This window comes from Paenalcaligenes sp. GW821-LYS-B07-1, assembly GCF_058803365.1.
In genome coordinates, this window is sequence record NZ_CM179516.1 from 1,969,079 (window position 1) to 1,993,938 (window position 24,860).

Annotated in this window: 21 protein-coding genes and 1 riboswitch; of the genes, 8 read left to right on the top strand and 13 right to left on the bottom strand. The window is 49.1% G+C overall.

The features are described 5' to 3' along the window. Nucleotides 1-4: 4 nt before the first annotated feature. Together AC3QL0_RS09390 and AC3QL0_RS09395 are read right to left on the bottom strand one after the other, a co-directional pair. A complete protein-coding gene (locus AC3QL0_RS09390; RefSeq protein ID WP_493008244.1) occupies nt 5-1,435 on the bottom strand; it encodes a gamma-aminobutyraldehyde dehydrogenase in 1,431 nt (476 codons plus the stop codon). A gap of 147 nt (nt 1,436-1,582) precedes the next feature. Continuing rightward, nucleotides 1,583-3,517 carry a methyl-accepting chemotaxis protein gene (locus AC3QL0_RS09395; RefSeq protein ID WP_493008245.1) on the bottom strand — a complete coding sequence of 645 codons (1,935 nt, stop codon included), beginning with the start codon at nt 3,515-3,517 and terminating at the stop codon, nt 1,583-1,585. 142 nt (nt 3,518-3,659) lie between these two features. Continuing rightward, nucleotides 3,660-3,750: riboswitch (glycine riboswitch) on the top strand. Nucleotides 3,751-4,137: 387 nt separating this feature from the next. Between AC3QL0_RS09395 and AC3QL0_RS09400 the strand changes: the two genes are divergently transcribed. From AC3QL0_RS09400 to AC3QL0_RS09425, 6 genes are all read left to right on the top strand, one after another. Continuing rightward, complete coding sequence (locus AC3QL0_RS09400) at nt 4,138-5,547, top strand: amino acid permease (protein ID WP_493008246.1); 1,410 nt, start codon at nt 4,138-4,140, stop codon at nt 5,545-5,547. Nucleotides 5,548-5,917: 370 nt separating this feature from the next. Then, nucleotides 5,918-7,339: a cytochrome ubiquinol oxidase subunit I gene (locus AC3QL0_RS09405; RefSeq protein WP_493008247.1), complete on the top strand. Its 1,422-nt coding sequence runs from the start codon at nt 5,918-5,920 to the stop codon at nt 7,337-7,339. Nucleotides 7,340-7,341: 2 nt separating this feature from the next. Further along, complete coding sequence (gene cydB / locus AC3QL0_RS09410) at nt 7,342-8,340, top strand: cytochrome d ubiquinol oxidase subunit II (protein ID WP_493008248.1); 999 nt, start codon at nt 7,342-7,344, stop codon at nt 8,338-8,340. Next, nucleotides 8,337-8,492: a DUF2474 domain-containing protein gene (locus tag AC3QL0_RS09415; protein ID WP_493008249.1), complete on the top strand. Its 156-nt coding sequence runs from the start codon at nt 8,337-8,339 to the stop codon at nt 8,490-8,492. The genes cydB (AC3QL0_RS09410) and AC3QL0_RS09415 overlap by 4 nt, the downstream gene beginning before the upstream one ends. 102 nt (nt 8,493-8,594) lie before the next feature. Further along, entirely contained in the window at nt 8,595-10,013 is a 1,419-nt protein-coding gene (locus AC3QL0_RS09420; RefSeq protein WP_493008250.1) for a pre-peptidase C-terminal domain-containing protein, read from the top strand. Between the two features lie 283 nt (nt 10,014-10,296). Next, nucleotides 10,297-11,688: a hypothetical protein gene (locus AC3QL0_RS09425; protein ID WP_493008251.1), complete on the top strand. Its 1,392-nt coding sequence runs from the start codon at nt 10,297-10,299 to the stop codon at nt 11,686-11,688. A gap of 105 nt (nt 11,689-11,793) precedes the next feature. Here AC3QL0_RS09425 and AC3QL0_RS09430 read toward each other — a convergent pair whose 3' ends face one another. The 4 genes from AC3QL0_RS09430 to AC3QL0_RS09445 all read right to left on the bottom strand — a co-directional run bounded on the left by AC3QL0_RS09430 (nt 11,794) and on the right by AC3QL0_RS09445 (nt 15,010). Next, nucleotides 11,794-13,002 carry a cyanate transporter gene (locus tag AC3QL0_RS09430; RefSeq protein ID WP_493008252.1) on the bottom strand — a complete coding sequence of 403 codons (1,209 nt, stop codon included), beginning with the start codon at nt 13,000-13,002 and terminating at the stop codon, nt 11,794-11,796. A 9-nt stretch (nt 13,003-13,011) separates the two neighbouring features. Further along, entirely contained in the window at nt 13,012-13,485 is a 474-nt protein-coding gene (locus tag AC3QL0_RS09435) for a nucleoside deaminase (RefSeq protein ID WP_493008253.1), read from the bottom strand. Between the two features lie 12 nt (nt 13,486-13,497). Next, nucleotides 13,498-14,166: an ankyrin repeat domain-containing protein gene (locus AC3QL0_RS09440; RefSeq protein WP_493008254.1), complete on the bottom strand. Its 669-nt coding sequence runs from the start codon at nt 14,164-14,166 to the stop codon at nt 13,498-13,500. A gap of 142 nt (nt 14,167-14,308) precedes the next feature. Then, nucleotides 14,309-15,010, bottom strand: coding sequence for a DUF421 domain-containing protein (locus AC3QL0_RS09445; RefSeq protein WP_493008255.1), 702 nt, complete (start codon nt 15,008-15,010; stop codon nt 14,309-14,311). 164 nt (nt 15,011-15,174) lie between these two features. On the opposite strand from AC3QL0_RS09445, the gene AC3QL0_RS09450 reads away from it, so the two are divergent. After that, on the top strand, nt 15,175-15,477 hold the full coding sequence (locus AC3QL0_RS09450) for an antibiotic biosynthesis monooxygenase family protein (protein ID WP_493008256.1): 303 nt from the start codon (nt 15,175-15,177) through the stop codon (nt 15,475-15,477). A 5-nt stretch (nt 15,478-15,482) separates the two neighbouring features. On the opposite strand, the gene AC3QL0_RS09455 is transcribed toward AC3QL0_RS09450, so the two are convergent. From AC3QL0_RS09455 to AC3QL0_RS09480, 6 genes are all read right to left on the bottom strand, one after another. Next, nucleotides 15,483-15,704 carry a hypothetical protein gene (locus tag AC3QL0_RS09455; RefSeq protein ID WP_493008257.1) on the bottom strand — a complete coding sequence of 74 codons (222 nt, stop codon included), beginning with the start codon at nt 15,702-15,704 and terminating at the stop codon, nt 15,483-15,485. A gap of 13 nt (nt 15,705-15,717) precedes the next feature. Then, entirely contained in the window at nt 15,718-16,851 is a 1,134-nt protein-coding gene (cydB, locus tag AC3QL0_RS09460; protein ID WP_493008258.1) for a cytochrome d ubiquinol oxidase subunit II, read from the bottom strand. 15 nt (nt 16,852-16,866) lie between these two features. Beyond that, the gene (locus tag AC3QL0_RS09465; RefSeq protein WP_493008259.1) at nt 16,867-18,441 is read right to left on the bottom strand and encodes a cytochrome ubiquinol oxidase subunit I; all 1,575 of its coding nucleotides are present in this window, start codon (nt 18,439-18,441) and stop codon (nt 16,867-16,869) included. A 118-nt stretch (nt 18,442-18,559) separates the two neighbouring features. After that, on the bottom strand, nt 18,560-20,293 hold the full coding sequence (poxB, locus tag AC3QL0_RS09470; RefSeq protein ID WP_493008260.1) for a ubiquinone-dependent pyruvate dehydrogenase: 1,734 nt from the start codon (nt 20,291-20,293) through the stop codon (nt 18,560-18,562). Between the two features lie 12 nt (nt 20,294-20,305). Next, nucleotides 20,306-21,808, bottom strand: coding sequence for a malate dehydrogenase (quinone) (gene mqo / locus AC3QL0_RS09475; RefSeq protein ID WP_493008261.1), 1,503 nt, complete (start codon nt 21,806-21,808; stop codon nt 20,306-20,308). Between the two features lie 23 nt (nt 21,809-21,831). Next, entirely contained in the window at nt 21,832-22,218 is a 387-nt protein-coding gene (locus AC3QL0_RS09480) for a cupin domain-containing protein (protein ID WP_135866221.1), read from the bottom strand. A gap of 298 nt (nt 22,219-22,516) precedes the next feature. Here AC3QL0_RS09480 and AC3QL0_RS09485 point away from each other — a divergent pair, with 298 nt between their 5' ends. Beyond that, nucleotides 22,517-23,446, top strand: coding sequence for an AEC family transporter (locus AC3QL0_RS09485; protein WP_493008262.1), 930 nt, complete (start codon nt 22,517-22,519; stop codon nt 23,444-23,446). A 94-nt stretch (nt 23,447-23,540) separates the two neighbouring features. Here AC3QL0_RS09485 and AC3QL0_RS09490 read toward each other — a convergent pair whose 3' ends face one another. After that, on the bottom strand, nt 23,541-24,737 hold the full coding sequence (locus tag AC3QL0_RS09490; protein ID WP_493008263.1) for a benzoate/H(+) symporter BenE family transporter: 1,197 nt from the start codon (nt 24,735-24,737) through the stop codon (nt 23,541-23,543). Between the last annotated feature and the right edge of the window lie 123 nt (nt 24,738-24,860).

The window sequence follows — 24,860 nt, forward strand, 5'->3', positions numbered from 1 at the left end:
TCCCTTATTCGTGTGCGCTCATCACATGTTTAACGCGGGTGTACTCTTCAAAACCGTAGGCCGACAAGTCTTTACCGTAGCCGGATTTTTTGAAGCCACCGTGCGGCATTTCTGCTGTCAATGGAATGTGAGTGTTGATCCATACCGTACCGAAATCCAACTCACGAGACAGGCGTTGTGTGCGGGCATGGTTAGTGGTCCACACGCTAGAGGCCAAACCATATTCCACGCCGTTAGCTTTGGCGATCGCATCGGCCTCGTCGCTAAAGGTTTGTACGGTGATCACTGGCCCGAAGATTTCTGTTTGGATTGCCTCGTCGTCTTGCTTCAAACCGGTGATCACAGTAGGTTCAAAGTAGAAGCCATCACGATCAGCTGCTTTACCACCTGTTTGGATTTTGGCGTGTGCCGGCAAGCGTTTCATAAAGCCACTCACACGCTCTAATTGGCTGGCATTATTCAATGCACCGTACAAGGCCTCGGTATCGTCTGGATCACCAAACCTGATGGCTTTCACGTGCTCTACCAATTTTTGTACAAATTTGTCATGCACAGAAGCCGCCACCAACACGCGCGTAGCTGCCGTGCAGTCTTGACCTGCATTGAACAGACCGGCGATGGAAATTGTGCTGGCTGCCTTATCCAGATCAGCGTCTTCAAACACCACCACCGGGGCCTTACCGCCCAACTCCAAGTGAGCACGAGCAAGATTAGCAGCAGCCGATGCAGCAACTTGCAAACCTGCACGCACTGAGCCTGTAATGGAAACCAGTGCAGGTGTAGGATGCGATACTACCATTGAGCCAGCATTCGCCTGACCCAGTACCACGTTAAACACACCTTCAGGGAACAACGGTGCGACCAACTCAGCCAATAGCAAGGTACTTTCTGGTGTGGTATCGCTAGGTTTTAGAACAATGGTGTTACCGGCAGCCAGTGCTGGGGCAATTTTCCATACAGCCATCATCAATGGGTAGTTCCATGGCGTTACCTGCCCCACTACACCCAACGGCTCGCGGCGGATACTGGAGGTCAAACCTTCCATGTACTCTGCAGTGGCTTTACCTTCCAAGAAGCGTGCTGCGCCCGCAAAGAAACGAATCTGGTCTGCACAAACGGCTACTTCCTCAGAAGCAATCAGATGCTTAAGCTGACCGGTGTTACGGCTTTGTGCCTCTACCAGTCTGTCACTGTTTTTCTCAATTTGATCAGCCAACGCCAACAAGGCTTTTTGGCGTGCTGATGGTGTGGTACGCCCCCATACTTTGAACGCAGCACGCGCTGCAGCATATGCCGCATCCACATCTTGTTGTGTCGCGTTAGGTGAGCGTGCGTAGACTTTTCCAGTCACTGGACTGATCAGGTCAAAAGTGTCTGTGCCAGTGGATGCCACAAACTTGCCATTAATGAAGTGTTTAAGTGTTGGGTAAGTCATCACAATCTCCTTGGTGAACGGAATATAAATATATCCTATGAAGTTATAGGTATTAGCAGTATCCGTAATTACCCTAGCTCAGAAAAGAAACAGCCGTTTCCACTACTGTGAAAACGGCTGCTTACTGCGCTACAACTGTTGTAAAGATTAGGTTCTGAATACCGAAACAGCTTCAGACAATTGACGCGCTTGCTCTTGCAATGATGAAGCTGCTGCAGAGGCCTCTTCGACCATGGCAGCATTTTGCTGTGTCACTGCGTCCATTTGCACAATGGCTGTATTGATCTGTGCGAGACCATCACTTTGCTGGCTGGATGCTGACGCGATCTCGTCCATCAGTCTGGCCACATCAGTAATCGCACCTGCTGCTTGGCGGATAATGCCACTGGCCCTATCCACTTTCTGCGTACTGCCTTGTGCTAACTGCACCGAATTTTCGATCAGCTCTTTGATCTCGTGTGCAGATACGGCACTACGCTGAGCCAAAGTACGTACCTCCGCTGCCACGACGGCAAAGCCCCTACCATTTTCGCCGGCTCTAGCAGCTTCTACCGCCGCATTCAGCGCCAAAATATTGGTTTGGAAAGCAATACTTTCAATCGTCGTAATGATGTCATTCATCTTCTGCGAGCTTTGGCTAAGCGCAGTCATAGATTGCACAATCTCACCCACAGCACCATCACTGGCAACCGCCAACGACGAAGCGTCTGCCGCCAAGTCATTCGCTTGATGCGCGTGATCCGCATTCTGTTTAACGGTTACTGACAGTTCTTCTAGGCTCGCCGCCGTTTCTTGCAACGCCGCCGCCTGTTCCTCGGTGCGCTGAGACAAATCGATGTTGCCTTGTGCGATTTGGTAGGCTGCCTGCGAAACGGACTCACTGTTTTCACGAATGCCACTAATAATGCCCACCAACTGCGTTTGCATACTATCCATAGCATGTAGCACGCTATATTCGTCGCCTTCACGCAAACGAATATCAGAACGCAAATCGCCTTGAGCAATGCTTTCCGCCACATGCAAGGCTTGCGCAGGCTCTCCACCTAATGGACGAATCACCATGCGGTTTAACGCCACACCCAGCACCAACGACACCACCACAATACTGATTGCACCCAAGATCAGTGACGTGTTACGCAGTTCGTACACCTCAGCCAGTACGCGTTCTTGCGGCACAGTCACCGATAGCGCCCATTTTCCCTCTGTAGTTGGCAAGGCAATAGGTACTACCACCGTATAGCTGTCCTCTCCAAGCAGCGGGTCTATACTTTCAAAACTTTGCGTTTTACCTGCCCTTGCTGCATCCAGACTTTGCTTCTGGTCAGCATCCATTCTCGCACCTACACGTTCTGCATCGCGATGACCGATGTAAATACCGCCTTCTGAAAACAAACTGGCATAACCGATTTCATAAGGACGAATCTGGCTAATCTGGTTCTGGAAGGCCGACAGTGCAATGTCTACCCCAACTACAGCAATCACTTGGTCGTTATGCAGTATAGGTACGGAAATACTTGTCAGTAGCGTAGAAATACCGCCTATGTAATCGCGGTAAGGCTCAGACAGAATGGTTCGTTTGGTATTGCGGGCATTGAGGTAGTAATCGCCCTCGCCTGCCTGGTGGTAGTTACGGATGACATCTACCGACAAGGCACCATCTGTGCGGCTCCAGTAGGGGGTAAACCTACCTGTGCCATCGTGTGCATCAGCATGGGCAAAATCTTCGTCCCGGCCATCAAAGGCGTTGGGTTCCCATACAGCCCACACGGTTAAGAAATTGGAATTATTCGCGAGAATTTCGCGCATCATAGCCATAGCGGCATAGCGATCTGTAATACCGCTTTGGCGAACACCATATAACATTTGGGCTAACGTTCGTGCGGCATTTAAGGCTTTCTCAGTTTCCTTCATCACCTCTTGCGCTTCGCCTTTTACCGCTTCTTCAACATACATATGAGCAGCTTTGGTCTGCATCGCAGAGCCTTGCTGCACCACTACTCCGATGATGGCCGTAAACCCAACTACGATCATACCCACCACAACCATCAACATACGAGCACGTAGGCTCAAGTTTGAAAACATCAAGTTCTCCAATCATATAAATACAGCGCAAAAGGGTTTACGGCCTGATCTCGGAGAAATTTATTGATGCTTCAAAAGTTCAAATACTGGTTAACGCTTATAGAAGGGCTTTTTCACTTACTTATAAAATGCTCCAGTCAATAAATGGTTCAGGAGAGAGTCTTCATTCTCCATGAGGCGCCGACGGAGCAACCACCCCGGAAACTCTCAGGCAAAAGAATCCTGAAACCGTGACAATCTGGAGAGAGGCATTACAATATGCCCACCGAAGGGGATCATGACACAATCATGGATAAGCTCTCAGGTAAACGGACAGATGGGGTACAGCTGCTGCATGGCAACTGTTCACCTTATACGTCCGGAGAGTCTGACATGACCATTTCCTCACTGTACGCGTAATAGCTGGGCGGCTATTTACGTCTACCACAGCATACTTTCTGGCACACACATTCTGTGTTGATACGCGCAATCAACATAGATCGTTATGTCGTGCGCTTGTGAGCTTACTCTGGTTTGCAACTGTTACTACCGCTTCTGCAGAACGGTGGTATGCCCGTGTTTTTTTCTTGTAGCACAGTAACACCCACTTCATAGTGATATAACAAATTACGGAGAAACGCGTGAGTCAACAACACTCATCAGGATTGCAACGTTCGTTAAAAAACCGACACCTGCAACTTATCGCGATTGGAGGCGCGATTGGTACAGGTCTATTCATGGGTTCTGGCCGCACCATCAGCTTGGCCGGCCCTTCGGTTTTATTTACCTACATCATCATCGGTTTTTTCCTCTTTTTCGTGATGCGAGCAATGGGAGAATTGCTACTTCACAATCTGGAATACAAATCTTTCGTTGATTTTGCTACAGATATTCTTGGCCCTACGATGGGGTATTTCACCGGCTGGAGCTATTGGTTCTGCTGGGTAGTTATTGGTGTGGCCGATATTGTTGCCATCACCGGATACACCCAGTTCTGGTGGCCTGACGTACCGCTTTGGCTACCCGGCATACTTTGTATCGCCTTCTTACTGGCCTTTAACCTGCTATCTGCCAAGCTTTTTGGTGAGCTGGAATTCTGGTTTGCCTTGATCAAAATCGTCGCTATTCTGGCCTTGATCGCTGTAGGTGCGTATTTGCTGTTTACCGGCTTTGTTGGCCCTACAGGCGATAAAGCGAGTTTTTCCCATCTATGGGATAGAGGCGGTGTATTTCCTAACGGCATCATGGGCTTTTTTGCGGCATTCCAGATTGCGATCTTTGCCTTCGTAGGGATTGAACTGGTAGGTACAGCGTCTGCCGAAACCGCAGACCCTACAAAAAACCTGCCTAAAGCCATCAACAAAATCCCCGTGCGTGTGATTATTTTCTACGTGCTGGCGCTGACGGTAATCATGACCGTTACACCGTGGGATGTAGTCGCTCCCAACAAGAGCCCATTTGTGAACATGTTCTTGTTGATTGGCGTAGGTGCAGCGGCTGCGATTATTAACTTTGTGGTGCTAACTTCTGCCCTGTCATCAGCAAACAGCGGCATGTTCTCGACGGGCCGTATGTTGTATGGCTTGTCTAAAAACGATCTAGCACCAGAGTCATTTGGCAAACTGTCACGCAGCGGTACACCACGCAATGGCTTGCTATACTCATGCGCCCTACTATTAAGTAGCGTGTTCCTGTTGTATGCAGAAGGCGACGTGATGCGCGTGTTCACCATCGTGACCACCGTATCCAGTATTTGCTTTATTTTTGTGTGGGCTGTGATTTTGGTGTCTTACCTGAAATACCGTCGCACTCGCCCTGAAGCACATGCAAAATCCAGCTACAAAATGCCTTTTGCTATTCCTATGTGCTACGCCACCTTAGTGTTCTTTGCCTTCGCGCTGTACCTATTCAGCCAAGAAGAAGAGACATTAATTGGTTTGATCGCTACTCCTTTCTGGTTCTTAGCCTTATTTTTGTGCTTGCCTCTGTACAAAAAACGCTTGAAACGCATTCAGCAACAACCTGCTGCAGTGCCTCACGCTGCAGAATAAGTACCGTAGGCACTACCCTTTCTAGGGGTAGTGCCTTTCTTGATGGTTTGCAATAATAATTCCATACAAAAAACCATACAAGAAAAACTCTCCCATCACTTCCCCCATACAAACAAAACATCTGAATCTTATGCGTAGTTCTCGCTAAGATCGTATTATCTTTGCCGTAAACCTCCTAACCCCCACACAACACCCATACAAAACAAGATTGATAATCCATACAAAATAACCTATATTACGCATACAAATTAATGTTATGTATGCATACAATATAAATCTTGTATGGTTTACAGCTTTCATGGGTTGTTGCTGAACTCACACTGTTATGCGGCAGCCCCTTCTTCCATTGGCTGTACTCGGAGGTTTGCGCATGTTCGGCCTAGATGCACTAGAACTGGCCCGCATTCAGTTCGGCTTTACCATAAGCTTTCATATTATTTTCCCCGCGATCACCATAGGATTGGCTTCGTACCTCGCTGTACTGGAAGGCATGTGGTTATGGAAAAAGAATCCGGTTTATCAAACGCTCTACCATTTCTGGTCCAAAGTTTTTGCCGTTAACTTCGGTATGGGTGTGGTGTCTGGCTTAGTCATGGCCTACCAATTCGGCACCAACTGGAGCTTTTACTCTGAATTCGCCGGTAGCATCACTGGCCCACTATTAACCTATGAAGTACTCACCGCCTTTTTCCTAGAGGCTGGTTTCTTAGGTGTCATGCTGTTTGGCTGGAATAAAGTAGGCCCTAGACTGCACTGGTTTGCCACCATCATGGTTGCCATAGGTACGCTGATTTCCGCCACATGGATTCTGGCCTCTAATAGCTGGATGCAAACGCCCCAAGGCTACGAAATCGTGAATAACGTGGTCATTCCTACAGATTGGATTGCGATCATTTTCAACCCTTCCTTCCCGTACCGTTTGGCCCACATGGTATTGGCAGCCTTTATCTGTACGGCCTTGTTGGTAGGGGCTTCTGCCGCGTGGCATCTGCTTAAAGGCAAACAAGAACCTGCTATACGCACCATGTTCTCCATGGCGATGTGGATGCTGTTGGCGACAATTCCAGTGCAGATCTTCGTCGGCGACTTGCATGGTCTGAACACACTGAAACATCAGCCTGCCAAAATTGCAGCCATTGAGGGCCACTGGGAAAACAAACCCGGAGAAGGTGTTCCGCTGATCCTGTTTGGTTTACCTGATATGGAAACCGAAACCACGCGTTACGCCCTCTCTATCCCTAATTTGGGTGGCTTAATCCTTACCCATGAATGGGATGGCCAATACCCTGGCTTAAAAGAATTCCCAGCCGCCGATAGACCTCCTGCTGCCGTTGTGTTCTGGACTTTCCGCATCATGGTGGGTCTGGGCCTATTGATGCTGCTCTTAGCACTGTGGAGCGCCACCGCCTTATGGCGTCGCAAAGCCTTTCAATCAAAAGCATTGCAGCGCTTTGCTCTATGGATGGGGCCGTCTGGGTTAATCGCCTTACTTGCCGGTTGGTACACCACTGAAATAGGCCGACAGCCTTGGATAGTCTATGGACTGATGCGCACCAAAGATGCGGTATCCAATCACTCTACCGCCACTATGTCGGTCACCTTATTAGTCTTAGTAGTGATGTATATGGCGGTATTTGGTCTAGGCATTCTCTATATGCTGCGCCTGATTGGCCGTGGCCCTGATGACCCCTCCACACAAAAAGAAACACCCATAAAACCGCTGCGCGCGAGCCACCTTGCCACGACTGGAGCAACGTCCGCACACTCTTCCTCTACACATAACAAGGAGTAGTCATGGGCATAGATTTACCCTTGATCTGGTTATTGATCATTGGCTTCGGCATCATGATGTACGTGATTACCGATGGCTTTGACTTGGGCATAGGCATCTTGTTTGCCTTTATTCCCGATCGCCAACATCGCGATACCATGGTGAATAGTGTCGCCCCCGTTTGGGATGGTAATGAAACCTGGTTGGTGCTGGGTGGTGCCGCTTTAATGGCTGCCTTTCCTAAGGCATACGCCGTGGTGTTGAGCGCACTGTATATACCGCTGCTGTTGATGCTGGCAGGACTAATTTGGCGCGGCGTTTCGTTTGAGTTCCGATTCAAAGCCGATGAAGCACACAAAGCCTTTTGGGACAAAGCCTTCATGTTGGGCTCCATTGTGGCCACCTTTTTCCAAGGTGTGACATTGGGTGCCTTTATTGACGGTATACCACTGGATGACAGCAGCTATGCCGTCGCAGGATGGATTACTCCCTTCTCTATCTTCACTGGCATCGGCACCCTCATTGCCTATGCGCTGCTGGGAGTAACCTGGTTAATACTGAAAACCAGCGGCCCACTACAACAAAGCATGATACGCATCACCCGCCCTATTACGCTGGCCTTACTAGCCTCTATCGCCATAGTTAGCTTCTGGACACCTTTGCGTCACCCCGACATTGCCGAGCGCTGGTTTAGCTTTCCTAATCTCTGGTTTTTCTTGCCTGTGCCGTTTTTAGTATTGCTGGCCTGTTTCGCTATTTTCCGCTGCCTGCGTGGTGCCCCGCATGCTGGGCCATTTGTCTGGTCATTGCTATTGATATTCTTAGGCTATACCGGCTTTGTGATCAGCGTATGGCCTCATATTATTCCGCCGGATCTCACCATTTATGACGCAGCAGCTCCTGTACAAAGTTTGGGCTTTACCTTAGTAGGTGCGTTGCTGATTATCCCCATTATTTTGTGCTATTCAGCATGGTCTTACTACGTATTTCGCGGCAAAACACAAGAGGGGTATCACGAATGAAAGCCACGACCAACACCAACACCCCAGGCACGTTGACGCAACGCTTAGGCTGGCTAGTCCTCATTTGGATATGCAGTATTGCCAGCTTAGGTGCAGTTGCTGGGCTAATGAGATTACTGATGGGCTTCGCTGGCATGACACCCAGCGCCTAAATACCCAAACGTTTTCTGTACTCCTAACAATTCATTATATTTTTTTGCCAATGCCTGAGTACAATATGCACACTTTCTTACTACTCAGAGAACCTTAACATAATGAAGCTCTCGACTATTTTTGCAGCCATTCTTGGCGCAGCCATCGCTGGTGGTGGTACTGCTTACTATTACCAGCAAAACCAAGGCACAACACAGCAAGCAGCTTTTACTGCCTTGCCGTTGGACACAGCTAAAGCCGGTGAAATCAACAGCACCAGCTTGGTCAACTTGAGCAACGGTGTACGTAGCGTACCGTACACATTGACCGCTGAAGCCGGCCAGTTCTACAAAATTGCTGTAGCTGGTGCGTTGCGTGCTCAGATCAGTGTGCTGCAAAATGGTCTGCTGATTGCCAGCTCCACAACAAACAGCAGTAGTTGCAATGAGTGCAGCAGTAGCTCTAACGCTGCTGCTCCTGCGGTGTTGGCATTTAAAGCCGAAACAGCTGGTAAATACGACGTAGTAGTAAGCGGCTTAGATTCCAATGCCTACGGCCCATTCAGTGTTACTGCAACACCATTGAAAAGCTACGTAGGTGGCATAGTTAAAGCCGGTATGGACATTACCGAAATTGCTATGGGCCGTCAGCAAAGTTTCACTCTGGAAGTAGAAGAAAACGCGATTTACACCATCGACATGAAAGCCGACCAAGGCCGACTGGACCCTTATCTGACTCTGTTGGATAAAAACGGCCAAGAATTGGTTGCTGACGATGACGGTGGCGATAACTACGATGCCAAGATTCAAGCGTACTTGGAGGCCGGCACTTACACCATTCAGGCTAGTTCTGCTGTAGGCGCTGAAACCTTCCAAGGTACTTACCGTCTAATGATCGCTAAAGAAGCCTTAACAAGCGAAATTACTCTGGAATCTGGCGCAACCTTGCATACCGATGGAGCAAAACAAACAGGCTTGCATAACGGTCAAGCACAAGAGTTCAGCTTTGAACTGCCAGAAACCATGTTGGTTAACCTTGATGTTCGTGCATTGGGCTTTGATCCAGACGTCACGCTAGACGGCGCTAACATCAACTACCAAAGCCGTGGTGTGTACACACTACGTGCCGTATTGGAAGCAGGCACCCACACTATAGGCATTGAGAGCCAACAAGGTGGTGTGTTTGACCTGACATTGGCTGCCAGCGCTGTACCGGCTAACGCTGGTGGTGGCGCCATTCGTGTAGGCGACAGCCGCCAAGCTGTAATGTTGTCGGGCGTTACCCGTATCAACTACAGCCTGAACATTACTCAAGCTGGTACCTATGTTATCGATATGGCTTCGCCTGTTTTCGATACATCGCTGTCCCTGAACCAAAATGGTTACACCATTGCTGAAAACGACGATATCGATTACAGCAACGGCAACACTAACTCCCGCATTGAAATGTCGCTGGAGCCAGGTCAGTACCAAATCCAAGCTATGGCACTGAGCGAAGCTTCTCGCAACCGTGACTACAGCTTGAGCGTAAAACGTAAATAAGCGTTTTATACGTCGAAATAAAAAAGCTGCTCTACGGAGCAGCTTTTTTTATCCCTACGAGATACGAGTAGCCCCTCTCATGCCACCACACTGTCTGTCATACATTGACTATGACCGTATAGCAATCCGTTCTTGCGCGGCCAAAAACAGCTTAATTCGAAAATACTTACAACTAATTACACAGTAACGCACTGAATTCACGCTTCTTAACAATACAGCGCGTTGTTTAGGGAATGCCCTAGTACAATGAAGCCACTCATACTACTTAGAGATCCCTATACACATGAAGCTCTCGACTATCTTTGCCGCCATTCTTGGGGCGGTTATCGCTGGTGGTGGTACCGCTTACTATTATCAACAAGACCAAAATCCTGCAGTCTCTCAGTCTGCTTTCCCAGTACTGGCCTTAGATAAAGCCCACCCAGGTGAAATCAACAGCACAAGTTTGGTTAACTTGAGCAACGGCGTACGTAGCGTTCCTTACACCTTGGATGCTGAAGCCGGTTTGTTCTACAAAATTGACGTAACTGGCGCATTACGCGCACAGATCAGCGTGCTGCAAAATGGCATGCTGGTAGCCAATTCCAAACAAGGTGATGCCAAAGCATCAGCCTCTGTATTGGCTTTCAAAGCCGAAACAGGTGGTAAGTACGACGTTATCGTCAGCGGTATAGACGCTAATGCTTATGGCCCATTCAGCGTTACTGCTACACCACTGAAGAGCTACGTAGGTGGCGTGGTTGAAACTGGCATGGATATCACTGAAATTGCGATGGGTCGCAAGCAAAGCTTCACCCTAGAAGTGAAAGAGCCAGCCATCTACACCATCGACATGAAAGCCGACCAAGGTCAGGTTGACCCTTACTTGGATCTGCTGGATCGCTCTGGTCGTGAAATCGCCTCGGATGATGATGGCGGCGACAACTATGACGCCAAGATCCAAACATACCTAGAGCCTGGTACCTACACCATCCAAACTAGCTCTGCTTTGGGCGCTGATACCTTTAACGGTACCTACCGCTTGATCATCAATAAAGCAGACATCCCTGAAGTCAGCCTGAAATCCGGTGATGTACTGACCGTTAATGGTGAAAAACAAGCTGGTTTGTACATTGGTGAACAGCAAAACTTCAGCTTTGTCTTGGCACAACCTACTTTCGTGCACCTGAAAGTAGATGCGCTAGGTTTCGACGCTGATGTAGAACTAGACGGTTTGCCTATTAGCTTCCCACGTCGCCAAAACGATGGCAGCACACGTGCAATCCTACCTGCTGGTACACACACTGTGTCTATTGATGGCTCACAGCAAGGTGTATACGAGCTGACATTAGGTGGCAACAACCTGCCTCCTAACGTTGATGACCCACGTATCACCCCCGGTCAATCTATACACGCCATCATGCAATCCGGCGCAGATCGTGTTACCCATAACTTGACTATCGCACAAGCGGGTAACTATGTGATTGATCTAGGCTCTCCTTCTTTTGACACGTACCTGTCATTGCAAAAAGACGGTTATGTGATTGCTGAGAATGATGACATTGACTACAACAATGACAATCTGGATTCTCGCGTAGAAGTAGCGTTGCAACCTGGTGAGTACCAAATTCAGGTCACCATGTGGAACCAACCTAATCGCAGCCGTGATTACACATTGGCTGTAGAACGCAAGTAATGCTGTAGTAATGGCATACGAAAAAAGCAGCTCAATTGAGCTGCTTTTTTCATGCCCAGTGGTGAGGTATAGCTACCACCTAGCTGCGACACTTACTGTGCTGGCTTATTCTGCTGACGCCGAAACGCCCATTGCCTGCGCATAGCCTTTAGGTGCGAACTGCCACACCAGAACACTCACTACCGTTACACAGCCTACATGCCACACCCAACCGGCCATATAACTTTCTGTGGCATCGTACAAGGTGGCCACGATCCATGGCGCCACAGCGGCTAACAAGAAACCTCCACCTTGCATCAAAGCGGCCAATGCACCCGCTTGTGCAGGATCTTTTAAATGCTCTAAAGCCACCACCATCGTGAGCGAGAAGCAACCTCCCAAACCCGCTCCCACTACAATCGCCCACAATAACGGGGCTGCTGCAGGCCAAAATGCTAAGCCAGCAAAGCCCACTAGCTGCAAACCTAATGTAAACCACAACCACGGTCTGAAGTCAGGCTTCCTGCAAGCGATAGCAGGAAGCACCAGAGCAGCTACCGCTTGAGCAATCGCCATCACGGCCAATAAACTACCGCTGTACGCTGCACTCCACCCCAAGCTTTGATACGCTGGCGCAAGCCACGCCACGGCAGACGAATAACCGCCATTCACCAAGCCAAAACACAACATCAATAACCATGTTCTACGGCGGCGCAATAAGGGTTGTATAGAGACTCGCTTACCTGCACTACGCGGTGGATCCATAGGCAACAATTTCATGGCTAACAACAGTGCAAGTAACGCTGGCACCACTAACCACGCCAAGCCTATTTGCCAACTACCTGTAGCTTGCGCCACCCAAGGCGATAACTGTGCTCCCAATGCACCGCCACCCATCATCATCGCTGAATACAAGCCCATCACAACGCTACTGCGCTGCATAAATTGGCGTTTGATAATACCTGGGAATACAGCCTGAATAATGGCCACTCCAAAGCCCATGATGGCAGCCGTAAGTAGCAGCACCCCGCCCGAACTTGTGACCCAACGCAATAACGCCCCTATGGCGATCACCAACAAGGCCAATAGCACAAGTAATCTCGCACCTAACTTACCTTGCAACGCAGGCCCAGCAAAGGCGACCACCCCCATCAAGGCCATAGGAATTAAGGTCAGCATAGATAACCCCTGCTGACTTAGCCCCGTGACATCACGCAAGGATTCGGCCAACGGCCCAATCCCTGTCATAAACGGACGTAAATTTAATCCTATGATGGCCACTACCACCAACAACCACGCTGTAGATTGGTGTTTATGCGTTACGGTTACATCCATGCTGCCCTACTACTTTTGTTTTGATTTCCACTCTGTATACAAGCCTGTATAAGACTCAGGACGCAATGGTTCATACTGTATATGCATGCTTTGTTCCGAGAAAGGCAAGGCTAATTCTGCATAAATGGCTGCAGTAGAGAGCCCATATCGCTCGGCCTCCTCGTTGGAATAGGCATATATCACTTCCCCTACCCCTGCCATGCGCATGGCTGCCATGCACATCGGGCAAGGATGCCCACTGGCAAAAACACTGCATCCCGATAAATTAGGGGATTGCAGCTTCTGGCTGGCGGCTCGTAATGCAGTCAATTCTGCATGTGCGGTTGGGTCGTGTGTGGCATGAATTTCATTAACGCCGGTTGCCACTATACGCCCATCTTTTACTACTACCGCACCAAAAGGCCTACCGCCTTGCTGTTGGTTGGCATAGGCCAACGCAATTGCCTCACGTAAAAACTCTGCTTTTTCTGTGCTTATGGTCATGTTCTAGGCTCCTTATCGCGCACCGGCTGCGAGCAACAATGCAGCGATTTTGTTATACCCTCGGCGTTCCGCATGCTGCAAGGGTGTCACACCCTTGTCATCAGGCAAATTCACATCGGCACCGCCTTCAATCAGACGTTGGACAATGTCCTGATGCACAGGGCCACCATTACTAAGCACGATGGCTTCCAATAATGCCGTCCACCCCAAACGGTTAACGTGGTCGACTTCCACGCCAGCATCTAGCAAGATACTTACCGTATCGGCATGACCTTTTTCAGCGGCAGGAATCAGCGCTGTACCACCATATCTATTGATGCTTTGCAGATCAGCGCCATGCGCAAGGGTTAACAAGAGAATATCATTTAAGCCTTGGGCACCCGCATACAAATATGGACTATCCTCTATATTGTCTTTTGCATTGACATCAGCGCCCGCCTCTATCAGAACCGTAGCAGCCTGCACATGATTAGCGCGTGTAGCACGCATTAACGCTGTTCTGCCTTGCCCATCACGGGCTTCTAAATCAGCACCGTCAGCGAGTAGTTGCTGAAGCTCAGCCATGTCACCTTGCGCTACAGCACTCAGCAACGATGCGGCCGACGACGCCCCCAGTGCTGGCTTTTGCATCATCACCACTGCCAACGACAACACCATTCCAACCGTCAAAAATCTACGCATTTCTACACCTTATCAAACAGGTTTCCACTCACACTGCACACAAGGCAGTGGCACAAGCGTATATAGGGTAGCGCGCTCAGCCCATGACTCGCAAAGGTAAGACTGACTAGAAATTCCGTAGTTCTACGTAGTATGCCAACGCTCAAGGCGCTGCTTTAATGGTTTTGACCATGCCATTGTCACACACCACAGTCAAAGACTCTTGCCACCATTCCACCATAAAAATGGTGTGTAACTGTTCGAAGCCAGCTTGATGTAACTGCGTCTCTAGCCATGCGGCATCTTTGTCTAGACTTTCAAGCAGACTAGAGAAAATAGTGCCATTCATCAGCACAATAAACGCCGGTCTAGGCCCACCCTCTTTTTTCTCGATGACGGTTAACTGCCCGCCAGGTTCTATTTGCAAGAACTCTAATCCCGAGAATGAGAAGTGCCCCATGCTACGCAATAAGCTAGCGACGATGCTGAGATCAATTTTATTTTTCTTGTCATTAATCGCCGCCACACAAAACTTACCTTCTGCAATCAACGTGATCGGACAACCCACTGCAAATGATCTAAAGAAATTGGTACGGTTCACGAGGTAATTCAAACCATCAATCAACCCTATACCAATTAACAAGCACACTATATAGGTCAGAAAGCTGATGTCTTTGTTATAGATAATGCCACCCACTACACCACCCAGCACAAAATTACCCACCAAGTCGATGGCATTCATCTGCGACAGTTTGGTTTTACCCGTCCAATTCATGTTGGCAATAATAATGACCAACCCCACCAGTAATTTCACAGCCAGCACCACATAGACCAGCAGCGACTCAGCGTAAAAATTCCATTCCATCAATAGTTCCTCGATGTGGGTTGTACTGTAAGACTGATAGCCTCGGCCACTACTGCTACGCTAGAATCAACAATGCTTTGACAGCTATCCCACTCACGTAATGGGCGTGCGGCTTTAGCCATTATGCCCACTTCTATTTCTAATTATTGTTAGCAAGGATTACTATGATTCACGAACTCACCAGTATCCAGATTCAACCTGGTAAGCAAAAAGAATTTGAGGCAGCTGTAGCACAAGGCGTTGAGAGCGTAATCCGCCACTCCAAAGGCTACATTCGTTACAACCTTAACCATAGCCTAGCTAAGCCTGAACACTACCTGCTACATATAGAATGGGAGACTCTGGAAAACCACATGGTGGATTTCCGTGAGTCTCCCGCTTTTCCTAAGTGGAGAGGTTATATCAGCGAATTCTTCGCTGAAGCCCCCTCCACAGAGCACTTCGAAACGGTTACAACCTCAGCCTAAGCTGATTAGTAACCTGAGGACGACCTGCTTTTTACTTCAGCAGGTCTGTCCAACGCGTCCTCTTGCTCTTCATACAAGACGCCGCCCATTGCCGCTACCAGTATCATAAAACCTGTACCTAGCAACCACGACAAATACCAAGGGCCGTAATCTCCGAGGATGACCGTCAGCAAAATAGCGATAACAGCCAAAATCAGGAGCACAATAAAACGCATAAGCACCGACATAATGTGACTCCTCTTATAAAGCGTGTTCTGAACTATCGACTTGCTCAGTCGTCACTTTGCCGCGCATCACCCAGAATGCCCAGCTGGTATAAGCAATAATCAGCGGCATAAAAATGATGGTGAAGCCAAGCATCCAGCTCATGGTCAATGAGCTAGCACCCGAGTTCCACACTGTCAGACTGTGCGAAGGGTTAGTGCTGGAAGGCATAATGAATGGGAACATGGCTGCACCAGCAGTACCCAATACACCGATCCATGCCAACGCGCCCATCCACCAGCCTACTACCGAGCGGCCCGCTTTCAGCGCTAGCATACCTACGATCAAACCTACGTAGCCCAATGCAGGCACTATCCACAAAATAGGATAGTTATGGAAGTTTCTCAACAAGCCACCTTCCACTACTTCTACAGTTTGATGCAAGGGGATCTGTGCCAAACCAGGTTCAGGTGAGGATACGATACGGAAGAAGTCCATGTTGGCTACCCAGATACCGCACAGAGTAAACAACACAACCGCTAAAATACCACCCAGCAAAGATGCTTTACGAGCACGTTTAGCGATATCGCCTACGCTACCATTCATCAAAATGGCACCGCCCATGTAAATGGACAAGGACACCGACACCAAACCACACAAAACGGCAAATGGGTTCAGCAGTTCCCAGAAGCTACCAGTGTAGTACGACGTCATGCGCCAGTCGAAATGGAAAGGCACGCCTTGCAGTACGTTACCGATCGCAGCACCGTAAATCACCATAGGGATCAAACCGGACGCAAACAAGCTCCAATCCCAGGCGTTACGCCATGCAGCATGAGGCAACTTACTGCGGTACTCAAAACCCAGTGGGCGAATGATCATGCTCCACAACAGCACCAGCATCACAATGTAGAAGCCGGAGAATGCCGTGGCGTATACCAGTGGCCAAGCTGCGAAAATAGCACCGCCGCCCAGAATGAACCACACCTGATTACCATCCCAGTGTGGGCCGATAATGTTCAGGGCTACACGACGTTCAGCATCAGTACGACCCACATAGCGTAGTAATGTACCTACGCCCATGTCCATACCAACCATCACCCCTAGCCCCATCAGCAGCACCCCTAAGAGTAGCCACCAGACTATTTGAAGTACGTAATAAAGTTCCATGGTTGACTCCCTAGATTATGACGCTGTCGCGGCAGATGTTTGGGTAGCCGGAGCGTTGCCTGTTGGGGCATCTTCCGGTCCTTTACGAATGCTGCGGATCATCAAGTACATCTCGATCAGCGCGAAAATCGTATAGAACAACAAGAAACCTACCAACGAAACAATCATGTAAGTCACGCTGTGTGTGGATGCCGACAACCATGTTGGCAACATTTCATACACGGTCCATGGCTGTCTACCCATTTCCGCTACGATCCAACCCATTTCGCATGCGATAAACGGTATAGGAATCATCCATACAGAACAACGCAGGAACCAGCGATTGTTTTGTACTTTGTTGGACAACGTAAGAACCAATGCCGCCACGAAGTACACCAACATCACTAGACCCAACGCCACCATGATACGGAATGACCAGAAGATCACCCATACCTCAGGAATGGTGTCATTGGCTGCTTTAGCGATATCTGCCTCGGTCAACAAGGAGAAGTCGCCATCAGGTGCGTAGCGTTGTACCAATAAGCCATAACCCACATCAACTTTGTGCGCTTCAAACTGAGCAAGCGCCTCTACATCCAGTGGATTAGCACTTAAGGTTTTCATCGCTTCTACCGCAGGAATACCATTGCGAATACGTACCTTAGCCTGTTCTTCTAACTGATCTATGGCAGGTACTGTGCCATCCAACGAGTGGGTAACCAGAATAGAGAGCAAGGCCGGGATTTGTACTTCGCCAAGGTTGCGCTGCTCTTCTTGCGAAGGGAAGGCAATAGCGTTAAATGGCATTGGTGCTTTTTCTTCTTTCCAAAGCGCTTCCATTGCGGCTAGTTTGGTAGGCTGTGCGTGGCCACCAATTAAGCCTAAGGCATCGCCCAGGGTCAGAACACCAGCGGTACCCAATACACCGAACAACGCGGCAATACGGAAAGAGCGACGCGCAAGATCCATATGTCGATTACGCAGCATATAGAACGCGCTCACACCACAGACGAATACCGCTGCAGTCACGTAGCCTGCTAATACGGTGTGCACGAACTTGGCTTGTGCATCAGGGTTGAAGAACATGGATGAGAAGCTGGACAACTCCATACGCATGGTAATGGGGTTGAACTCAGCACCCAGTGGGCTTTGCATAAAGCTGTTGGCCACCAGAATCCACAAAGCCGACAGGTTAGAACCCAGTGCAACCAAGTAAGTCACCACCAAGTGTTTACCTTTGGACATGCGATCCCAGCCCAATACCATCAGACCGATAAAGGTAGACTCCATGAAGAACGCCATTAGGCCTTCTACCGCCAGTAAGGTACCGAACGCATCCCCTACGAAGCTGGAGTAAAAAGACCAGTTCGTCCCAAACTGAACTTCCATGGTCAACCCTGTTGCTACACCTAGCGCAAAGTTGATCATGAAAAGCTTGGCCCAGAACTGGGTCATACGTCTGTATATCTCACGCCCGGTGGTGACGTATACCGTCTCCATCACAGCGATCAAAATGGACAGACCAAGAGTTAAAGGGACAAATAAGAAGTGATAAAGTGCTGTAGCCGCAAACTGCAAGCGGGACAGATCAACGACGGTTTCATTTACCATAATAATTATCTAGGTGAAAACCAACTGTTTTATCCTGCACCACGTCTTTTGCTGCAACAACCAAAACGTGGGACAGAACAGAAAAACCAGCAAACCACACCAGCCTGGCACCAGATTATTAGCGGTCCAAAAGATTGGTTTTAGCCAAGTCCAGCACATTGTGCATTTGGCCATCCATCACCGCCCTTAACCCCCACAGCCCAAAACCTTTCACTTGTTCTAGACCAATGGTAGGAGGTAGCACCAACTCCTGCTTCGCCGTTACTACATCTAGCAAAGCAGGCCCCTCGTGCTGTAGAACTTCTTCTATCGCTGCAGGAAGATCATCAGGATGCTCGACGCGCACCCCATGAATGCCTACGGCACGAGCCACAGCAGAAAAATCTGGATTATCCAGATCAACCCCTGTATTCACAAAGCCAGCCGCTTTCATTTCCAGTGCCACAAAACCTAGCACACCGTTATTGAAAACTACTACTTTCACAGGAATATTGTGTTGTTTCAGGCTGATCAAATCCCCCATCAGCATGGACAAGCCACCGTCTCCTGAAAATGTAATTACTTGACGCTCTGGCAATGCGTGCTTAATACCCAAAGCCTGGGGCATCGCATTGGCCATAGAACCGTGTGTTAAAGAACCCACTAAACGGCGTTTGCCATTCATTTTCAAATAGCGGGCAGCCCACACGGTCGCAGTACCCACGTCGGCAGTGAAGATCGCATCTTCAGACGCTTTCTCACTCAACATACGTGCTAGATACTGCGGGTGTATTACTCCATGTTTACCTGGCTGCGCCAACTCATCTAAGCCTTTACGGGCTTCTTGATAATGTTTGCGCGCGGCATCCAGGAAACTATTGTCTGTACGTGCTTTAAGCTTAGGCAACAGGCGCTGAATAGTCAGTTTGACGTCGCCCACTACACCCAACTCCAATTTCGCACGTCTACCCAGGTTTTCTGGGCGTATATCGACTTGCACCACTTTAACGTGGCTAGGCAGGAATTGTTTATAGGGAAAATCAGTGCCTAGCATTAGCAAGGTATCGCACGCGTGCATGGCAGCATAGCCAGATGAAAACCCGATAAAGCCGGTCATCCCTACATCGTAAGGATTGTCGTATTCCACATGCTCTTTACCGCCCAAAGCATGAACCATAGGGCTTTTCAGCGCATCAGCCAGTTTCAGCAACTCATCGTGTGCACCGGCGCAACCTCGACCAGTAAACAAGGCAACGCGGCCAGAATTATTCAACAACTCTGCCAAGGCATCAATTTGAGCCGCGGCAGGCTGTACTTCCGGCACAGGAGGAATCAAGCCCAAATGTGGTGTTACCGTGCTCACTGGCGATGCTGCCAATGCTACGTCACCCGGCAAGACGATAACAGCCACCCCTTTTTGGCCTACTGCCGCACGAATGGCATTATCCAATACGTAAGGCAACTGTTTAGGGTCTGACACCATTTCGCAGTAATGACTGCACTCTTGGAACAAATTTTGTGGATGCGTTTCTTGGAAGTAGCCACTACCAATTTCCGCAGAGGGAATGTGTGCAGCAATCGCCAACACCGGAGTACGGCTACGGTGCGCATCAAACAAACCGTTAATCAAGTGCAAGTTACCTGGCCCGCACGACCCTGCGCACACAGCCAATTCACCAGTTACTTGTGACTCGCCACTAGCAGCAAATGCTGCCACTTCTTCGTGACGTACACCTACCCATTCCAACTCAGGGCGTTGACGGATGGACTCAGTCACCCCGTTCAGACTATCCCCCACCACGCCATAAATGCGCTTCACCCCAGCTTCAATGAGGGTTTCGGTCAACAAATCGGCAACATTCTTAATCTTCATGGAGGAACTTCCTTAGATATTTTCCAGTTTCAACACAGCAGCCGTTTCGGCACGAATGGCTTTACATGCAGCAGCATCCACTTTCAGGTCAATGCCATAGGTAGGAATAATGCTCTTCAGTTTGTTCAGCCAACCATCGGGAGTCAGTTTGTCCGCAAAACACTTCTGCAGAATTTCCAATGCAATAAACGCCGCTGTTGACGCACCTGGGGACGCACCCAACAGCGCCGCAATAGAGCTATCAGATGCCGTGATCAGCTCAGTACCGAACTCCAGCATCCCGCCATCGTGGTGGTGTGTGGGCTTGATGATCTGAACGCGCTGACCAGCCACCGCTTTGGTCCACTGGTGTGGTCGCACTTCAGGATAGAATTCGCGCAGCATTTCAAATTGGTGCGCTTCGCTTTGCAGCACTTGGGACACCAAGTACTCGCACAGTTGCCAGTTATCTTTGGCCACATCCAACATAGGCACCACGTTGCCTGGGCGTACGGACTTCGCCAAATCCAGCAAAGAGCCGTGTTTCAGGAAGCGAGAAGAAAAGCCCGCGTACGGCCCGAACAAAATGGATTTTTTGCCACCAATAATGCGTGTATCCAAGTGTGGAACCGACATAGGTGGCGAACCGTGTGGCGCTTTACCGTAGACCTTAGCGTGATGGCGCTCGCTGACATCATCAACGTCACAACGTAACCAGATACCGCTAACCGGGAAGCCGCCATAACCGTGGCCTTCAGGAATACCGGATTTTTGCAGCAACTCTAATGCGCCACCACCTGCACCGATAAACACAAACCTGGCTGTCACCGATTGTTTTTCACCACTGTGTGCATTACGTACATCTACCTGCCATTTACCGTCTGCGGCGCGTTTCAAATCGTGCACACGGCTGAGGTAGTTCACTGAAACACCCGTTTCTTGGGCCAGGCTTTTAAACAAAATGTGCGTCAACGCACCGTAGTCCACATCAGAACCAGTAATAATGCGTGTCGCTGCAATAGGCTCACTAGGATCACGCCCTTCCATTACCAGAGGTACCCATTCAGCGATCTGTTTAGGGTCTTCGCTGTATTCCATACCGTAATAGCAGTGGTGCGCCGACATTTGCTTGAAACGTTCGCGCAAATACTTCACGTTATCGTCGCCCCACACAAAGCTCATGTGCGGGCAAGGATGAATGAAGGCACGAGGGTCAGGAATGGATCCTTTGCGGATCAGGTATGTCCACAACTGGCGGGACAAATCGAATTCAGTGTTGACTTCCAACGCTTTGGAAATATCCACACTGCCATCTGGGCGCTGTGGTGTGTAATTCATTTCGCAGTTGGCCGCGTGACCAGTACCTGCGTTATTCCAGCCATCAGAACTTTCTTGCGCGCAGTCTTCCAGCGCTTCCAACACAACAATGTTCAGTGAGGGTTCCAGCTCTTTTAGCAATGTTCCCAGCGTGGCACTCATGATGCCTGCGCCAATCATCACTATATCGGCATTAGCAGGCAAACGTTGATTCGTCATAACTACTCCTGTTCAGCAACTTCTTATTTAGCAGGTACAAACGGTACGGTCTCACCCAACGGGAGAATCACGTACGCACGACGCCACGGGTCGTTATTTAATAAGCGCCACTTATGACCACCGCCTACGGTATCTTCAGCTAACAATACGTCGCCGGGGCTTAATTGAAAGCACTCACCTGTGCGAGTTTCAAACTCCAGCACACCACTGAGGGTCAGCACATATTGGCGAGCGGGTGCAGTATGCCAGTCAAAGCTACCGCCTTCGCTGGTTTCTCTAAACGAAATGCTCACTGCATTCGTTGGCACGCCCACCAAATCCCCACGCTCACCGCCAGGCAAGTCTATGAAACCTTCTTCGATTTTTGATTGACCATGCTCATCTGTTGAGAGCCTTACACAACGAATCATTTTTTCCCCTTGAGCTTAAATTTCCCATCAGATTTCGGTGCAATTTAAATCATAATCCACTTATGAAAAATAAAACTAAAACCATTGAAATGGGATCCAGAAAAACCACTATTTAACCCCATATTAAATACTTCTTTACAATTGTTTTACCCAGTAACATAGGAATATGATCAAGTATTTATTTTTACCCAAATCAGAAAGCTATAATTAATTTTTCCAACCAAAAACCCAACTTTTTATTTCATAAATATTTCTTTTATTTATTTAACAAACTCGTTTGGAATAGGATCATAAAAATATGTTAATGCACACCATTCTGGAGGCGTTAGGCCCTATCACGCTGGGCATAGCGGTTGGTTGGGGATGCGGGAAAACAGGTTTTGTAAAACAAGACTACTCGCAGGCTTTTGCGGATTACGTCGTAAAAATCGCCCTGCCCTTGGCGTTATTTTTGGCTGCTCTTAGTTCATCACCCAAAAATATTCTGAATATTGATTACGCCTTAGCGTTAGCGATAGGTTTAATTGTTACGTATATATTGGGCTATATTGCGGGTCGCGTGATGTTCAAACACAACAAGGCCGATGCCACCATGCAAGCGCTGGCGGTGTCGTTCCCTGATATGGCGTACTGCGGGCCACCAGTGCTGATCGCCGCTGTGGGTTCATCTGGCTTGATCGCAATGGTAATCGGCAACCTGATTTACACCGTTTTGATTCTGCCGTTGGCATTGGCATTGTTAGGTGGCGGTGCCGCCGGTAGCAGCCCTGTCAAAGCACTAGCAAAAGCGGTATCCCAACCCTTGGTCATTCTGCCTATTCTGGGCGCTGTACTGGCGGTGTGCGGCGTACGTTTACCCGAGATTCTGAGCTCTTCCATTAATGAACTGGGTAAAACGGCGGGTGGTGTAGCGCTGTTCTTCTTGGGTTTATTTATTTCTAAATCCAAGTTCTCACTGAACAAAGAAATTATCTTTAACGTGGTGGTAAAGAACATCGTCCAAGCGCTTTTAATTCTTGGGGTAGGGATTGCCCTAGGATTACGCGGTGAACTATTAGCATCGGCCTTTTTGATTGGTGTTATTCCTACTGCTACTGCCGTTCCTGCTTTAGCCGTTGGCAATAAAGCTTATATGGATGAATCGGCATCTACCGTCGTAATTAGTACTTTTTGCGCCCTAATTTCCATTCCAGCGGGTTTAGCGTTAGTTTCCACTTTCTACCCGTAATTTTCATTTAAAATCTTTTATCCTCTCCCATCATGTAACAACCACATGATGGGATTTTTTATACCTACCCGTAGGCGAAAGCCGCCTCCCTACATTAGCGTGAACGTCTAAACGGCGCATGCAATGCAACGTGGGCAAACAAGCCTATCACTAGCCCCCAAAACGCCCCACCTATGCCCAAAAATTGAATGTTGGCAGCCGCAGCTAAAAAAGTGATGAGCGATGCTTCCCGGGTTTTGGGTTCCGCCAATGCACTGGCCAAACTGCCGCCAATGGTGCCCAGTAACGCCAACCCTGCCAACGTCGTAATGAAGGTAGCTGGCAAGGCCATAAATACGGCCGCTAAGGTCACACCAAACACCCCCACCAAAATATAGAAAATACCGGCAGCCACCCCTGCTATCCAGCGCTTAGAAGGATTTTCGTGTGCTTCTGGCCCCGTACAGATGGCGGCAGTAATGGCCGCTAAGTTAAAGGCGTGTGAACCAAATGGAGCCATCAACAATGAACCAAAGCCGGTCATGCTGACTATAGGGCTAGCCTTAGTGTGATAACCATCGTTACGCAGCACCAACATCCCTGGCATGTATTGCCCCGTCAACGTAATCAAAAATAGCGGCAAGGCCACACTTAACAGCGCATTCACCGAAAAGGCAGGCATCGTGAATACGGGCGTCGCAAACTGCAGGCTTACCCCTTGCAGCTCTACCCTATCCAGCACAAACAGCAAGCCCAGCCCCAGTACCAACAACCCCACCACGGCATACCGTGCCGTGAATCGCTTCAGAAGCACGTAGGCAACGACTAAGGTGCCCACTAACCATGGATCCACACTCATGCCACCAAAAGCTTGTATGCCGAACTGCAGCAAGATACCTGCCAACAAACCAGCCGCAATACCAGGCGGAATCCAGCGTATCAATCGCTCGAACCAGCCTGACAAGCCCAACAGCACAAACAAGGCAGCAGAGATCACATAGGCGCCTACCGCTTGCTCATAAGGGGTTGTGGCGAGAGCCGTCACCAAGAACGCCGCAGCGGGCGTAGACCACGCCGTAATGACCGGTACTTTGGTACGCCAGCTTAAGACTAGGCCTGTCACCCCCACCCCTATAGACACCGACCATACCCAAGACGCTGTGAGCTCAGGACTCAAGCCTGCCACCTTGGCGGCTTGGAACACCAAAATAAAGGTGCCCCCATAATTCACTAACACAGAAATTAAACCGGCCACTACTGGGTGCACCCAGTCACGCCAAGCAAAAGAGGAAGAATATGTCGCGGTAGACATGCGTAGCTCCAGCACCTAAAAGAATAAAAACAGCAGAGCTTCTTTTATAGCGGCAGAATGGTCTACTTTGACCTACCACTTTTTAGAGTATAGCTAGACCACTTGGTAGACACACACAACTGA